The sequence below is a fragment of the Bacillus sp. FSL R5-0654 genome, from assembly GCF_038008745.1.
Classification (GTDB): Bacteria; Bacillota; Bacilli; order Bacillales; family Bacillaceae; genus Bacillus; species Bacillus safensis.
Genome location: NZ_JBBOZV010000001.1, coordinates 2406502 through 2421105, shown reverse-complemented (window position 1 = coordinate 2421105; position 14604 = coordinate 2406502). Strand labels below are relative to the sequence as shown.

General features: G+C 41.4%; 15 protein-coding genes. 14 read left to right on the top strand and 1 reads right to left on the bottom strand.

Annotation, left to right across the window (positions count from 1 at the left end; genetic code table 11):
- The first annotated feature begins 34 nt into the window (after nt 1-34).
- From NSS76_RS12290 to NSS76_RS12270, 5 genes are all read left to right on the top strand, one after another.
- Nucleotides 35-958, top strand: coding sequence for a PLP-dependent cysteine synthase family protein (locus tag NSS76_RS12290; protein WP_024427895.1), 924 nt, complete (start codon nt 35-37; stop codon nt 956-958).
- Between the two features lies 1 nt (nt 959).
- The gene (locus tag NSS76_RS12285) at nt 960-2108 is read left to right on the top strand and encodes a bifunctional cystathionine gamma-lyase/homocysteine desulfhydrase (protein WP_024423100.1); all 1149 of its coding nucleotides are present in this window, start codon (nt 960-962) and stop codon (nt 2106-2108) included.
- 72 nt (nt 2109-2180) lie between these two features.
- Nucleotides 2181-2411, top strand: coding sequence for a YrhC family protein (locus tag NSS76_RS12280; RefSeq protein ID WP_024423099.1), 231 nt, complete (start codon nt 2181-2183; stop codon nt 2409-2411).
- 449 nt (nt 2412-2860) lie between these two features.
- Nucleotides 2861-2995 carry a YrzI family small protein gene (locus NSS76_RS12275; protein WP_065214597.1) on the top strand — a complete coding sequence of 45 codons (135 nt, stop codon included), beginning with the start codon at nt 2861-2863 and terminating at the stop codon, nt 2993-2995.
- A 159-nt stretch (nt 2996-3154) separates the two neighbouring features.
- A complete protein-coding gene (locus NSS76_RS12270) occupies nt 3155-3316 on the top strand; it encodes a hypothetical protein (protein WP_155267112.1) in 162 nt (53 codons plus the stop codon).
- A 43-nt stretch (nt 3317-3359) separates the two neighbouring features.
- Here NSS76_RS12270 and NSS76_RS19640 read toward each other — a convergent pair whose 3' ends face one another.
- On the bottom strand, nt 3360-3485 hold the full coding sequence (locus NSS76_RS19640; protein WP_008342643.1) for a YjcZ family sporulation protein: 126 nt from the start codon (nt 3483-3485) through the stop codon (nt 3360-3362).
- A 267-nt stretch (nt 3486-3752) separates the two neighbouring features.
- On the opposite strand from NSS76_RS19640, the gene NSS76_RS12260 reads away from it, so the two are divergent.
- The 9 genes from NSS76_RS12260 (at nt 3753) to NSS76_RS12220 (ending at nt 14573) form a co-directional block, all read left to right on the top strand.
- Nucleotides 3753-4355, top strand: coding sequence for a class I SAM-dependent methyltransferase (locus tag NSS76_RS12260; RefSeq protein WP_024423098.1), 603 nt, complete (start codon nt 3753-3755; stop codon nt 4353-4355).
- A gap of 401 nt (nt 4356-4756) precedes the next feature.
- Nucleotides 4757-5971 (top strand): formaldehyde dehydrogenase, glutathione-independent, encoded by a 1215-nt coding sequence (gene fdhA, locus NSS76_RS12255; RefSeq protein ID WP_024423097.1) that lies wholly within the window; start codon nt 4757-4759, stop codon nt 5969-5971.
- Between the two features lie 98 nt (nt 5972-6069).
- Nucleotides 6070-6843: a class I SAM-dependent methyltransferase gene (locus NSS76_RS12250; protein ID WP_024423096.1), complete on the top strand. Its 774-nt coding sequence runs from the start codon at nt 6070-6072 to the stop codon at nt 6841-6843.
- Between the two features lie 722 nt (nt 6844-7565).
- Nucleotides 7566-8129, top strand: coding sequence for a GNAT family N-acetyltransferase (locus NSS76_RS12245; protein ID WP_024423095.1), 564 nt, complete (start codon nt 7566-7568; stop codon nt 8127-8129).
- On the top strand, nt 8129-9847 hold the full coding sequence (locus NSS76_RS12240; protein WP_341082299.1) for an ABC transporter ATP-binding protein: 1719 nt from the start codon (nt 8129-8131) through the stop codon (nt 9845-9847). Before NSS76_RS12245 ends, NSS76_RS12240 begins: the two co-directional genes overlap by 1 nt.
- Nucleotides 9848-10164: 317 nt before the next feature.
- Nucleotides 10165-10914, top strand: coding sequence for an SDR family oxidoreductase (locus NSS76_RS12235; RefSeq protein ID WP_151040187.1), 750 nt, complete (start codon nt 10165-10167; stop codon nt 10912-10914).
- A gap of 371 nt (nt 10915-11285) precedes the next feature.
- Nucleotides 11286-12506 carry an MFS transporter gene (locus tag NSS76_RS12230; RefSeq protein WP_024423092.1) on the top strand — a complete coding sequence of 407 codons (1221 nt, stop codon included), beginning with the start codon at nt 11286-11288 and terminating at the stop codon, nt 12504-12506.
- 70 nt (nt 12507-12576) lie between these two features.
- Nucleotides 12577-13617 (top strand): 2,3-butanediol dehydrogenase, encoded by a 1041-nt coding sequence (locus tag NSS76_RS12225; protein WP_017358082.1) that lies wholly within the window; start codon nt 12577-12579, stop codon nt 13615-13617.
- Between the two features lie 125 nt (nt 13618-13742).
- On the top strand, nt 13743-14573 hold the full coding sequence (locus tag NSS76_RS12220) for a manganese catalase family protein (protein WP_024423090.1): 831 nt from the start codon (nt 13743-13745) through the stop codon (nt 14571-14573).
- Nucleotides 14574-14604 lie beyond the last annotated feature (31 nt).

Sequence of the window (14604 nt, the reverse complement as noted above, 5' to 3'; positions counted from 1 at the left end):
CCCCCTTCTTTTCCATGCAAAGGAAGGGAATCATATGGCTGTCATAAAGGATATTACTGAATTAATTGGCCGCACACCGCTTTTAAAGCTGTCAGGGATTGGCGTCCCAGAAGGCGTTGAGGTGTATGCAAAGCTTGAGATGATGAATCCAGGTGGAAGTATTAAGGATCGTTTAGGTGACATGCTCATCAGAGAAGCATTAGCATCTGGCAAACTGCGTCCAGGCGGAACTATTATTGAAGCAACTGCTGGAAACACAGGAATTGGGCTTGCCCTAAGTGCAAGAAAGCATCAATTGCAAACCATTTTTTGTGTACCAGAACATTTTAGTCAAGAAAAACAACAACTGATGAAGGCGCTCGGTGCAGAGATTATTCATACACCCAGAAAAGAAGGCATGAAGGGTGCGATTGATCGAGCCCTTGAATTAGAGGCAAGCCTTGACAATGCCTATTGTGTTTTACAATTTAAAAACCAAGTAAATCCATTGACTTACTACAGAACGCTCGGTCCCGAATTATGGTCCGACTTAAAAGGGAATATCGATGTATTCGTGGCGGGAGCAGGATCTGGCGGAACTTTTCAAGGTTGTGCCGCCTATTTAAAAGAGCAGAATCAGGCGTTAAAAACAGTGGTTGTGGAGCCTGAAGGATCAATTTTAAATGGAGGGGATCCGGGTCCGCATAGAACGGAAGGAATTGGCCTTGAATTTATCCCAGATTATATGGAGCAGGCTTTATTTGATGAGATTTACACTGTCAGTGATGATGATGCGTTTCGAATGGTGAAAGAAGCAGCTGAAAAAGAAGGTGTTCTCATCGGCAGCTCTTCTGGTTCCGCTTTATTTGCCGCTTTAGAGGAAGCAAAGAAAGCAGCACCTGGGACAGTCATTGTCACCATTTTTCCTGACAGCAGTGAGCGATATTTAAGTAAAGGAATTTATGAGGGAGGAAAATAGAATGAAACCAAAAACAATGATGATTCACAGCGGAACAACGGGTGATGAAAGAACAGGCGCCGTGTCTGTACCGATTTACCAAGTGAGTACTTATAAGCAGCCGAAAGCAGGCGAACATACGGGGTATGAATACTCCAGAACAGCAAATCCAACAAGAACTGCCCTGGAAACAGTCATTCGTGATCTTGAAGGAGGAGCAAGCGGCTACGCATTTGGTTCAGGGATGGCAGCCATTACGGCTGTGATGATGCTGTTTAACAGCGGAGATCATATTGTGCTGACAGATGACGTGTACGGCGGAACCTACCGCGTCATCACAAAGGTGCTAAACCGTATTGGCATTACTGCAACCTTTGTTGACACAAGTGATCCTGAAGCAGTGAAAAAAGCCATTTTACCTGAAACAAAAGCCGTTTACATTGAATCGCCAACCAATCCTTTACTCAAAATGACGGATCTAAAAGCCATCGGCGAATTGACAAAGGAAGCCAACATCTTGATGATTGTCGACAATACATTTTTCACACCGTATTTCCAAAAGCCGATTGAATATGGCGCAGACATTGTCTTGCACAGTGCGACTAAGTATTTAGGCGGCCATAGTGATGTTGTAGGCGGGCTTGTCGTCACAGCGACGAAAGAGCTTGGAGAAGAACTGCACTTTGTTCAAAACTCGACAGGCGGAATTCTTGGACCGCAGGATTCATGGCTTCTCATGAGAGGGATGAAAACGCTTGGACTACGAATGGAAGCACATCAACAAAATGCACAGAAAATCGCTGAGTTTTTAAAGCAACATGCAGCCGTCACACGTGTTTATTATCCAGGTCTCGATACTCACCCTGGACATGAACTTGCGAAAACACAAGCATCCGGCTTCGGCGGCATGATCTCTTTTGATATTGGAAAAGAAGAACATGTCGATGTATTTTTAAGCCAGCTTAAGCTGTTTACAATCGCAGAAAGCCTTGGAGCGGTTGAAAGCTTAATTTCTGTCCCTGCCCGGATGACCCATGCGTCCATTCCAAAAGACCGCCGGGAGGAGCTTGGCATCACAGATGGTTTAATTCGTATTTCCGTCGGAATTGAAGATGTGGATGATTTACTACATGATATCAAGCAAGGACTAAGCGCACTGGCGAATGGATAGATTTACATGCTCCTCGCTTTCTCTCACTATGTTAAGCTATGAATAGACATTGATAACTGGAAGGTGAAACAAGTGAAGAAAAAGTGGAGTGATTTAGTGACAGATTACAAGCAGTACGCTTTTATTTTGCTTGCTGTCAGCACCTTTTTATATATTGGTACGATCTTACCGAACCAGCACATCGAAGCATCTCCAAAAATGCTGATGATCGGAATAGATTGTGTTTTCTTATTAGCAGCTTTTATTTGTGTTAAACGCGCTATTTTCTTTCAAAAGAAACTGCAAGAATTAGATGAAGATTAATTCGAAAGCCTCCTCATTTGCCTGAGGAGGCTTTTTTTCATTGTATTGGACACTCGGACAAGAATAACTGTAGAAATTTAGTCAAAGACACAAAAATCATCTATATTACTAAAAACAGGTTTACAAAATGGTGCTTGCTGGATATACTTACAAAGTAATTAAAAAAAACGTAAAGGAGGCTGAAGAATATGTTATTCGTATCTACTTGTGATCAATTCAACCAACAATTTCATCATGTCATCAGCCTGTGGAAGAGTTCGTGTCCTTCCTTTGCCTTATACGGTGCACGCTTCAAAACTGTTTAAGTAAACGAGGATTTCACACGTATCATCCATTGCAGGTTGGAAGACAATGTCTTTGATCTGCATTTTTGTGTGCCCGCAGGTCAACTGATAAAGAAGATCTGCGGGCTATTTCGCGTGCTGCGAACTGAAGGGAGGTGAGCGTATATGACAATCCATTTATTTTTTATTACTTTGACGATTAAGCGGAAATACAAGGACATTGAGACTGTTCTTTACGAACAAGAAGTCGAAACAATTTATGAAGAAATGAAACAGAAACAACTAAAGTATATGAACTAAAACAGGAAATGAAAAATGTGAAAAGGAGGAGATTGACATGTTTATGATGCTTGCCATGCTTGATTGTTATACGATGGAGAAGGACCAGGTTTAGACACGCTCCACATTGATCACCTGCACATATGATACCGTAAAAGGTGATTGTGAGGTGATCAATGAATGTCGATGTCACCATATATGAGATTTCCGTCTGTCGGGCACGGGTATGCATCTATTCCGCATTCCTTAAAGCACGGATACGGCAATCCATACCGCATGCAAAGAGAGCAAGAGGAAATGCTCAGACGTTATATGTATCAGTACCGGACTTATTGGTATTAAAGAAAAGGAGCAGGAAACCATGACGTTTCCTGCTCCTTTTACGTTAGCAAATCCAGCTTGCACCAATGATGATCAACAAAATGAACAGTACAACAAGCAATGCGAATCCGCCTGCAAAACCGCCACCGTAGCCACCGCAGTAGCCTCCAGAATAACCGCCAAAGCCCATAATCTAGCACCACCTTTATCTAATCAAGATACATTTATAAATTATGCAGCTCATGCAGAAAACGAAATCAATCTGAGCACAAATAATGAAAACGCCTATTCAGGTTAAAAAATTTTCACTTTCTGCGAAACATTTTCTGAAAAGGAGCGTCTTATAAAAGACAAATAAATTAGGACTAGGTCTTAATTTTTGTTAGGTGAGAGCCGATATGAAAAGTAAGAAAATTTGTAAATAGTTTTATTTACTGATGAAAAGCAGGTGTTAACATTGATTCAAAGCTGGATTGGAAAACAAATGAGGGAACCAAAAGGCTTGTTCTCAAAATGGGTTGCCCGCTATATGGAAAAAAATCATCATAATATCAATGAATGGACGATTCAACTCTTAAATATACAAGAAAATGACCGAATTTTAGAAATTGGAACTGGAAGAGGCATCACCTTATCAAAGGTAGCTGAAAAACTTGACCGCGGAAAAGTATATGGAGTGGATGCCTCTCGCCATATGATTAAATATGCAAAAAGAAAACATAAGAAGCTTGCGGAACAGGACAAAGCCGTCATTACGCTTGGTAAGGCTGAGCAATTACCTTTTGAAGACAGATCATTCAATAAATTATTTACGGTGCAGACAATCTATTACTTGAAGGATATTCAGCAAGTCATGAAGGAAGTGTACCGCGTCCTTCAAGTGGATGGAGAAGTATTTTTATCTTTCCAAAAGCAGGAGCTGATCAACGAACAAAAACGGTCAACATCTTTTTCATCGTACAGTGAAGAAGAGATCAGCCGTCTGTTTTCAGCATATCACTTTAGAGAAGTATCGGTTTATCACTATGATACATACATCTGTATCAAAGCCTTAAAATGATGAAAATATTTCCCAGGTAATGAACAAGCACTCAAAAAAGAGGCTCTTCGTCAGAGGAGCCTCTTTGCCTGCAATAAAAAATAGCTCTTCATCAGAAGAGCCTTTTGTATGTGATATAGGCGCCAGCCAGGTGTGTAAGGAATGATAGTATATATAAGGAATTTGTTTGTCGATTAAGGATACCTGTCTGGCTTATTTCTTATATCGACACCGTTCTGCAAAAGTTTAGCTTTTTTTTCAATATTTTCTTTTTTATTTCGCTGAAAGACACATTTTTCTTTCTCACATAGACATGTGCCTCCCTCTTTTTCACATAATGTGCTGTTTGAAGAAGGAAATTGCTTAAGAAATAGAGAAAATTGTAGAGACTTCATTTTTAAACAAAAGGGAGGAATGAAATCATGTCGGGAAACAAAGGTGTCGTTTATAAAGGAGCAGGAAAAGTAGCAGTTGAGGATATTGGATACCCTGATTTGGTCTTAAAAGACGGCCCGGGTGTACCTAAAGCCAATGTGGGGCGCAAATGTGAGCATGGCGTCATTTTAAAAGTAGTGACGACGAATATTTGCGGAAGTGATCAGCACATGGTGAGAGGGCGTACGACTGCACCTGAAGGACTTGTCCTTGGTCATGAAATTACAGGTGAAGTCGTGGAAGTTGGGCGAGATGTAGAGTTTATTCAAAAAGGAGATCTCGTGTCCGTTCCGTTTAATATTGCATGCGGACGCTGCGTCATGTGTAAGGAACAAAAAACCCATGTGTGCTTAAATGTAAACCCGGACCGCCCAGGCTCTGCCTATGGATATGTAGATATGGGCGGATGGGTTGGCGGCCAATCCGAGTATGTCATGGTTCCATATGCAGATTTTCAACTGCTCAAATTTCCAGACAAAGATCAAGCGATGGAAAAAATACTTGATCTCACGATGCTTTCCGATATTTTCCCGACAGGTTTTCATGGTGCTTATACGGCTGGAGTAAAGCCTGGTTCGACCGTATATATTGCAGGTGCTGGGCCAGTAGGTCTTGCAGCAGCACATTCGGCTCAACTTCTTGGCGCATCTGCTGTGATTGTTGGAGATCTGAATGAGCAAAGACTGGAACAGGCAAGAAGCTTCGGCTGTGAGACGATCAATCTACGAAAACATGATCGAATCGGCGAACAAATTACGAATATTTTAGGGGAGCCAGAAGTTGATTGTGCCGTCGATTGTGTCGGCTTTGAAGCTTCGGGTCATGGAGACCAGGGAGAAGCACCAGCAACTGTTTTAAATACGATTATGGATATTACTAAAGTTGGCGGCAAGCTTGGAATTCCAGGGCTTTATGTCACAGAAGATCCAGGAGCAGTGGATGCCGATGCAAAAGTCGGTTCTCTGAAAGTGCGAATTGGACTTGGCTGGGCGAAAGCTCATACCTTTGTGACAGGTCAAACCCCTGTTATGCAATATCATCGCAGTCTAATGAAATCCATTTTAAGCGGCAGAGCACAGATCGCTAAAGCCGTCAATGCGACCGTCATTGACCTTGATCAAGCCCCTAAAGGATATAGTGACTTTGATTCGGGTGTGGCGAAGAAATTTGTCATTGACCCGCACGGGATGCTTTCTCGATAATTTTTAACATGAAAGGAGCCGCTCAATAAAATGGGACGGCTCTTTATTGTGGAAAATCACATAGAATATACAAATCCATTTCAAGGGGGAGGAATTAGATGAATTCAGATCAAGCCAAAAGAAGGGTTGTAGAACAATTTGGGAGAAATGCAGAAAAGTATGTGACGAGTCAAACTCATGCAAAGGGAGCAGACCTGGATCTAATTGTTGAATGGACAGCTCCAGAAGAAAGCTGGACCGTCCTCGATATAGCAACTGGTGGCGGGCATACCGCAAAAGCATTGGCTCCATATGTGAATCAAGTATTTGCGACGGATTTAACGAAAGAGATGCTTTCGCATACATCACTTCATTTAAAAGCGTATCCACAAATTTTTTATGTAGTAGCGGATGCAGAAAGCCTTCCTTTTTTAGATGGCACATTTGATATGGTCACATGCCGAATTGCAGCACACCATTTCCCGCACCCTGAACAGTTTGCCAAAGAGGCATCTCGCGTATTAAAGTCAAATGGTCTGTTTTTCTTTATTGATAATGTTTCGCCAAATGATGAAGAGCTTGCACTATTTATCAATGAGCTGGAAAGATTGAGAGACCCAAGTCATGTGTCCTGTCTATCTAAAGAACAATGGCGGGAATTGTTTTATAAAGAGGGAATAAAAGAAGTAAGATCAATGGAACGAAAAAAACGTTACCCTTTTCAAGAATGGGTCAAGCGAACAACAAAAACTTTAAAGGAAGAAGAGATCGTTACAAAATACATGTTAGATGCTAACGAGAAAATAAAGCAATATTATAGATTGAACATGACAGAGGATCAAATAGAATCAATAGAGGTGGATGACTGGATTGCTCTTTTCAGGAAAGGGTAAAAGTAAATCATTCATACGAGTCATTGAAAGGAATTAATCATATGCTACATTTTAAAGGGAAAACCGTCATCATCATAGGCGCAGCCAATGGTATTGGTTTCTCAATAAATGTTTAACAATAAAGAGCCACTCCATAAATGGGACGGCTCTTTATTGTGGAATTCACATTGAATATACAATACATATCAACGAAAGAGATACTTTCTAAGGTTTCTTCATAAGGTCCTTGATGATAAATAATCTCATAGAACCCAGCTGTTTTCATTCTTGCTGACGGTCATATAGACGACAAATAGGCAGCCTACATCTCCAGACTCCTCATTTAAGTCATCTTCTTTTGCATACACAATACCGTATTTTAACCCCAAGTTTTTTTAAAAAATGCGTAGATTGCTCGTAAAGTTTCTCCGTTGGTACCGACCAACCTATTTTCTCGTCGCTTTACATAAGAGGTTTAGCTGATAATTATTTCTTCGAATATATTTTTCATTTCTTTCTTTACTCTAGAGTTACTCCATACTTTACACTATTTCTTGTACTTAACATGACCTAACATTCGACTACTACTAACTTGGCTTGGTAAATGGTTGGGTTTCTCAATGAAATGGAGTAATAAGGCGGAAGGTTGGATTCGAAAATACGGAGTCTAGGCCATTATAGTCAGCTATTTTTAACAGTCGGTCGAATATTTTAATCAGTTTAAAAGAAAGGGTTTTTTAGAAATGACAAAACTAAATCAACAAATGACATTAGCACCTGTACCGCAGGACGAGCTAGCAGCATTTAAGGCAGAATTACAAGAGGCATTTATGAAGGGGTTACAAGATCGTTTTACAGATGCGGAAGATCCGGCAGAAATGGGACCAATCCCGTCTGAGGAAGATTTCAATCATTCACTTACTGCTAAAGAATCGGTTGTACGTCAACTTTTACTAAACGCCGAAAGAATTGGTGGTGTCGTATTGAAAATGAATAACGAAACCCAGCGAAACGAAGTGGATTTCCTGTATACAAGGGCAAATGCACATGGCAAAGGTCTTGGCACTAAAATGTGGGAAGCGATAGAAGCAGCGTTCCCAGAGACGAAGGTTTGGGAGCTGCACACACCATATTTTGAAAAGCGTAATATTCATTTTTACGTGAATAAATGCGGCTTTAAAATTGTTGAGTTTTATCACCCAGGCAACCCAGGACCTAATGTTGAAGGCAAAGAGCCGGAATCGGATGAAGAGTATGAGTTTTTCCGTTTTGAAAAGGTCATGACGAAAGTGAGCAGTAAATCATAATGCAAGGGAAAATCTCACAGCTTTGGATTTTGATGAAGCGCAGTCAAATGGCGAATAGTCAATTAGTTCTTTTATTTTTTATAAGTATCGTAGAGGTGGCAGCTGGACTTGCTGTGCCACTACTCACAATGAAGCTTATTAACCAAATTTCAGATACTGGTTTTGCATTAACATCACTCTCTCCAGTCATTGGTGTTTTAATTGTACAGGCGATGCTTAGTGCCGTTACATTTTATATGATGCGTCGTTTAGGTGAAGGAGTTGTCGCGAATTTACGCACAGAAGTATGGGAGCATATGCTGCATTTACGATTAACATATTACGATGCACATGAATCTGGCGAAACGATGAGTCGAATTACGCAGGATACAAACGTCGTAAAGGAGTTTGTAACGGAAAAGCTCGTATCGTTTGTGTCAGGGCTTTTTGTGATACTTGGTGCAATCGTTGTTTTATTGTGGATTGACTGGAAAATGACGCTGCTGCTACTGATCGCCGTACCACTCACAATTTTTGTGACGTATCCGCTAGGAGAAAAAATGTACGCGATTTCGAAAGCCAATCAAGATGAGTTGGCAGGATTTGGCGGACGATTAGGAAGAATTTTAACAAACATTCGCCTTGTGAAAGCTTCACAAACAGAGCAGCAAGAGCTAGCAGGCGGAGAAAAGCAAATTCAGCAGCTGTACAAGTATGGATTAAAAGAAGCAAAAATTGTTGCGATTCTTTCACCACTTATGACACTGCTCATGATGGTTGTGATCATTGCGGTTTTTGGGTATGGCGGTTCACAGGTTGCTTCAGGTGCCATTAGTTCTGGCGAGCTTGTGGCAATCATGATTTATTTAGTACAAATTATTATGCCATTTACACAAATGGCGACATTCTTTACTGATTTACAAAAAACACTTGGCGCAACAGAGCGTATTGTCGAGGCTTTAGATGAGAAGCGTGAAGTCCAAGACGGTAAACCGGTAACTGCTGCGTCACAGCCGATTCATTTTGAAAATGTGTCGTTTAAGTACAACGAAAAGTACGTGTTAAAAGGTATGACGTTTACGTTAAAGCCAAATGAAACAACGGCCTTTGTCAGCCGAAGTGGAGGCGGGAAAACGACCATGTTCTCCCTTATTGAACGTTTTTATGACGTGTCATCAGGTGCGATACTGTATGGCAAAGAAAACATTGAGCAATTTAACTTAACAGAGTGGCGTGGGTTGTTTGGCTATGTAAGTCAAAATGCACCGTTATTAAACGGAACGATTCGTGACAACGTCATGTACGGGACGAATGGAGCAAGTGAACAAGAGGTACTTGGCGCATTAAAAGCAGCCTATGCCTATGATTTTGTCATGCAGCTGGACAAACACCTCGATACAGAGGTTGGTGAAGGAGGTATTAAGCTTTCAGGTGGTCAAAAACAGCGTATTGCGATTGCTCGTGCGATTTTACGAAATCCGAGAATCTTATTACTTGATGAGGCGACATCGAACTTAGATAACGAATCAGAGCGTGAAGTGCAGCTTGCTCTTCAAGCGTTAACGAAAAACCGGATGACGATCATCATCGCCCATCGGTTATCCACGATTACAAGTGCAGACCAAATCCTTGTCTTTGAAGATGGACGCTTGTCAGGTCAAGGCACACATGAAGAATTACAAAAAACACATCCGTATTATCAACAGCTTTGGCAAAATGGTCGTTTAACTGAAGATTAAACGAAAATGTTTCGAGTCAGTTGCTTTCGTGTATTCTTTGGGACAGAACAACATCCTACTTCCTAAATCTTAATCATTTTATATATTCAATTAGATTCTAAATAACAACAAATCAAGAGATGGACGACCTTTGATTTCGCTATAATACGCTTTTACCGTATCTACGATAAATGAGAAATCAATTACTGCTCAATTTTACGAAACAGGTGATCCTCTTTGACCAGTTGATCTAGTCATACAAATTCAGCTTTGTGCCGAGATTCCTCAAAATGATATGATAGACGACAACATCTCATGGAGAAAGGATTGGATGAATGATGAATTTTCAACATAAAACCGTCATCATCACAGGCGCAGCCAATGGTATTGGTGAAGCGATCGCCTGCGGTTATGCAAAAGAAGGGGCGCGTGTGGTGCTTGCGGATATAGATGAAGAGAAGGGGAAGCGTTTGGAGGAGCAGCTGAGAAAAGAGTCCTTTGAAGTTTATTTCATTAAAACAGATGTGAAACAGGAGAAGGATATTCAACGCTTAATGTCGTTTGCGGTGGAGCACTGCAAAACAATTGATGTTCTCATTAATAATGCCGGCGTCATGTGCACAGCATCGCCTTATGCGTTAACGGTCGATGAGTGGGATCATGTGCTGCATACAAATGTAAGAGGGACTTTTTTATGCGCTAGAGAAGCAGCACGTTATATCAAAGAGAATCCAAACGGCGGTTCCATTGTGAACATTTCATCTACCCGTGCGGCCATGTCAGAACCCTATACAGAAGCATATGCTGCATCAAAAGGCGGCATTTCCGCGCTTACTCATGCCTTGGCAGTTTCTTTTAGTCAGGATCACATTACGGTCAATAGCATTTCCCCTGGATGGATTGAAACGAAAGATGAGACAAGTCTTCGAGAAATTGACCATCAGCAGCATCCTTCCAATCGAGTCGGCACGCCAAAGGATATTGTGAAAGCCTGTTTTTATTTAACAGATGAAGACAATCAATTTGTGAACGGCACAGATTTGGTTATTGATGGCGGTATGACTAGGAAAATGATTTATGCGGATTAACATGAAAAAAACATTGACGCTTTGATCGGGGCGCAGTACAATATGTAACAATTCCGCTGAAGATCGTGATGAAAAAAAGACAAAGCGCAAATAGAGAAGAGTACATCATAGCTGCCCCACACAGAGAACTCCGTGAAGCTGAGAAGGAGCTGGGAAGCATGATGGAACCAAGCCTCTTAGCTCTGCACCGGATTCCCTCGGATGGTGGTGCAGCGAACTTCTCCCGTTACAGAGAAGGGTGAATGATCACCCGCTAAGGTTCATCTGGCAACAGATGAATGAACTGAGGTGGCAACGCGGAGTAAATCCCGTCCTCAAGACAGACATGTCTTGGGGGCGGGATTTTTTTATGACAAATAGGGGGGACAATGATGAAAAAACATTGGCGGGATATGAGTATTTTACTTGGAGCCATCGGGATTGCGAACATAGGAGAATGGATTTATATGATTGCCCTCCATCTGCTTATTTTTCAAGAAACGGGCTCTGTACTTGCTGTAACAGCAGTTTATTTGCTAAGACCGGCTGCTGCTCTTTTGACCAATAGCTGGTCCGGCAGTTTGATTGACAGGCTGAATCAGCGGAAAGTGATGATCAGTTTAGATATTACCCGTGCTCTGCTCATTGCATGCATCCCTTTTGCCTTATTTTCAGGACATCTGCTCATTCTGTATGTCATGGTGTTTTTCATACAGATGGCACAAGCGATGTTTCATCCAGCGTCGATGGTGTATATGACAGGACTCATCCCGGCGGATAACCGAAAACGGTTTAATGCCATTCGCTCTTTATTACAATCCGGTGGATTTTTACTTGGGCCCGCAGCAGCAGGTGTGCTCTTTCTCATTGGGACTCCTGTTCTTTCAATTTATGTAAATGCCATCTGCCTGTTGATATCTGCACTGTTAACGATGTGTTTACCGAATTTGCTCAAAACAGATGCTGCTCAAAAGCGGTTTTCCCTTTCAATGTTAAAAGAGGATGCAAAGCTTGTTCTGCGATTTAGTCTGACGTCACGCCAGATCATGACGGTATATTTATTATTTAGTGCGGCGATAACGGTCCTTCCTACGGCCATAGACTCACTTGAAACAGCCTTTGCAAAAGAAGTATTGATGCTGACTGATACACAATATGGCCTTCTTGTCAGTATAGCTGGAGCGGGTATCATTGCAGGGGCAAGTCTTAATTCGGTCATTGTTGAAAGGCTGTCAGTTTCGCTGATGCTTGGAATCGGCAGTTTGTTTGTGGCGTTTGGCTATCTTATTTATGCATTTTCCAGCAGCCTAGTTGCAGCTGCCGGTGGATTTTTTATATTAGCCTTCTTTTTAGCATTTGCGAACACAGGATTTATGACGTACTATCAAACGAATATTCCTGTGGAGGTGATGGGGAGGGTAGCCAGTTTTTATGCTTTGGTTGAAGCTATTCTAACGATGACCATGACAGGAATATTTGGCGGACTCGCTCATATTTTATCGATCAGAATCTCCGTCATCATTGGGTGTATATGTATGCTTCTTATCTGTCTATTGTTATGTTTTGTCATCTTTCGTCCATTGACTGTCAAAAAAATAGTGCATCCTACTTAGAAAATTAAAAAAATTATGTTATCATTATTTAAGTAAGTTAATTAAATTGATGAGAAAAGGAGTCTTACAAATGAAAGCACTACGCTGGCACGATCAAAAGGACATTCGACTAGAGGAAATTGATGAACCAACAGTTGCTCCAGGAAAAGTGAAACTGAAAGTAAAATGGTGCGGCATTTGCGGTAGTGATTTACATGAATATTTAGGCGGACCGATCTTCATTCCTGTGAATGAACCTCATCCACTTACAAAAGAAAAAGCACCAATTACACTGGGACACGAGTTCTCTGGTGAAGTTGTTGAAGTAGGAGAAGGCGTGAGCAATTATAAAGTAGGCGACCGAGTGGTTGTTGAACCTATTTTTGCAACTCACGGACATCAAGGTGCTTATAACTTAGATGAAAACATGGGCTTTTTAGGACTTGCCGGAGGCGGCGGTGGATTCTCTGAATATGTATCAGTCGATGAAGAATTACTTCATTTATTACCAGACGAAATCTCATATGAGCAAGGCGCGCTTGTCGAGCCTTCTGCGGTTGCTTTATATGCGGTTCGTTCTAGTAAAGTACAAGCTGGGGATACAGCGGCTGTGTTTGGCTGCGGACCAATTGGTTTACTTGTCATTGAAGCATTAAAAGCAGCTGGTGCTACTGATATTTATGCAGTTGAATTATCAAAAGAACGTCAAGAGAAAGCAAAAGAGCTTGGAGCGATCATTGTTGATCCTTCTCAGTATGAAGATGTTGTTCAAGAAATTGCACGCCGCACAAACGGTGGCGTCGATGTTTCTTTTGAAGTGACAGGTGTACCTGTTGTATTGAAGCAAGCAATCCAATCAACTAGAATTTCAGGCGAAACAGTCATTGTAAGCATTTGGGAAAAAGGCGCTGAAATTATGCCGAATGACATTGTCATTAAAGAACGTACAGTAAAAGGAATTATCGGCTACAGAGACGTATTCCCATCTGTATTAAACTTAATGAGAAAAGGCTATTTCTCTGCAGACACACTCGTCACGAAAAAAATCAAGTTGGACGATGTGATTGAGGATGGCTTCCATGCATTAATCAATGAAAAAGATCAAGTGAAAATTTTAGTCAGTGCTGAATAAGTAAGATAACAAAGAGGATGGCATAAGCCATTCTCTTTTTTTATGTGATCAGGTCATTTTCATAATGAGAGCTGCGGTTGAATAGTGATAAGTGAAAAGATGTTTTTGATAAGGGAGATGACATCATGTTTTATCACATCAAAGAATTGCAATATGAAGCAAAGCCCTCAAAACCTGATCCGCTTTACGCGAAAAAGCTGCAAGAAGTATTAGGCGGTCAATATGGTGAAATCAGTGTGATGATGCAATATTTATTTCAAGGGTTTAATTGCCGGGCAGACCAAAAATATAGGGATTTATTATTTGATATTGGGACAGAGGAAATTGGTCATGTCGAAATGCTGGCGACAATGATCGCACGTCTACTTGATAAAGCACCGGTAAAAGAACAGGAACAGGCGTATCAAAGTGATCCAGCACTTGCAGCTGTTATGGGCGGAATGAATCCGCAGCATGCAATTGTTGCCGGTTTAGGGGCGATGGCAGCGGATAGTCAAGGGTATCCTTGGAATGCCAAGTATATCATTGCAAGCGGAAATTTAATGGCTGATTTCAGGGCCAATTTAAATGCAGAATCACAGGGCCGTCTTCAGGTGACAAGACTTTACGAAATGACAGATGACCGCGGCGTCAAAGATATGCTCTCCTTCCTCATTGCTCGTGATACATATCATCAAAATATGTGGCTTGCTGCAATTAAAGAATTAGAAGAGCGAGAAGGGGATGTCGTCGTACCAACCACCTTCCCTCGTTCATTAGAAAAACAGCAAGTATCCTATGACTTGTTTAACTTCTCAAGAGGGGAAGAAAGTAAGCAAGGCAGATGGGCACATGGCCGCAGCATGGATGGAAAAGGAGAGTTCAGATATATTTCTGCTCCTGTCGTTTTCGGCTCTGCACCAAAGCTCAAACCCGCACCAAAAGAACTGTTTAACACACCAAAAAAGGGTGAATAAAAAAGTCGATCAGGTTTTTGTGCCTGATCGA

Coding starts and splice junctions, on each gene's coding strand:
- NSS76_RS12290 (WP_024427895.1), top strand. CDS start 35: ATGGCTGTCATAAAGGATATTACTGAATTAATTGGCCGCACACCGCTT.
- NSS76_RS12285 (WP_024423100.1), top strand. CDS start 960: ATGAAACCAAAAACAATGATGATTCACAGCGGAACAACGGGTGATGAA.
- NSS76_RS12275 (WP_065214597.1), top strand. CDS start 2,861: ATGACAATCCATTTATTTTTTATTACTTTGACGATTAAGCGGAAATAC.
- NSS76_RS12270 (WP_155267112.1), top strand. CDS start 3,155: ATGTCGATGTCACCATATATGAGATTTCCGTCTGTCGGGCACGGGTAT.
- NSS76_RS19640 (WP_008342643.1), bottom strand. CDS start 3,485: ATGGGCTTTGGCGGTTATTCTGGAGGCTACTGCGGTGGCTACGGTGGC.
- fdhA (WP_024423097.1), top strand. CDS start 4,757: ATGTCGGGAAACAAAGGTGTCGTTTATAAAGGAGCAGGAAAAGTAGCA.
- NSS76_RS12250 (WP_024423096.1), top strand. CDS start 6,070: ATGAATTCAGATCAAGCCAAAAGAAGGGTTGTAGAACAATTTGGGAGA.
- NSS76_RS12245 (WP_024423095.1), top strand. CDS start 7,566: ATGACAAAACTAAATCAACAAATGACATTAGCACCTGTACCGCAGGAC.
- NSS76_RS12240 (WP_341082299.1), top strand. CDS start 8,129: ATGCAAGGGAAAATCTCACAGCTTTGGATTTTGATGAAGCGCAGTCAA.
- NSS76_RS12235 (WP_151040187.1), top strand. CDS start 10,165: ATGAATTTTCAACATAAAACCGTCATCATCACAGGCGCAGCCAATGGT.
- NSS76_RS12230 (WP_024423092.1), top strand. CDS start 11,286: ATGAAAAAACATTGGCGGGATATGAGTATTTTACTTGGAGCCATCGGG.
- NSS76_RS12225 (WP_017358082.1), top strand. CDS start 12,577: ATGAAAGCACTACGCTGGCACGATCAAAAGGACATTCGACTAGAGGAA.
- NSS76_RS12220 (WP_024423090.1), top strand. CDS start 13,743: ATGTTTTATCACATCAAAGAATTGCAATATGAAGCAAAGCCCTCAAAA.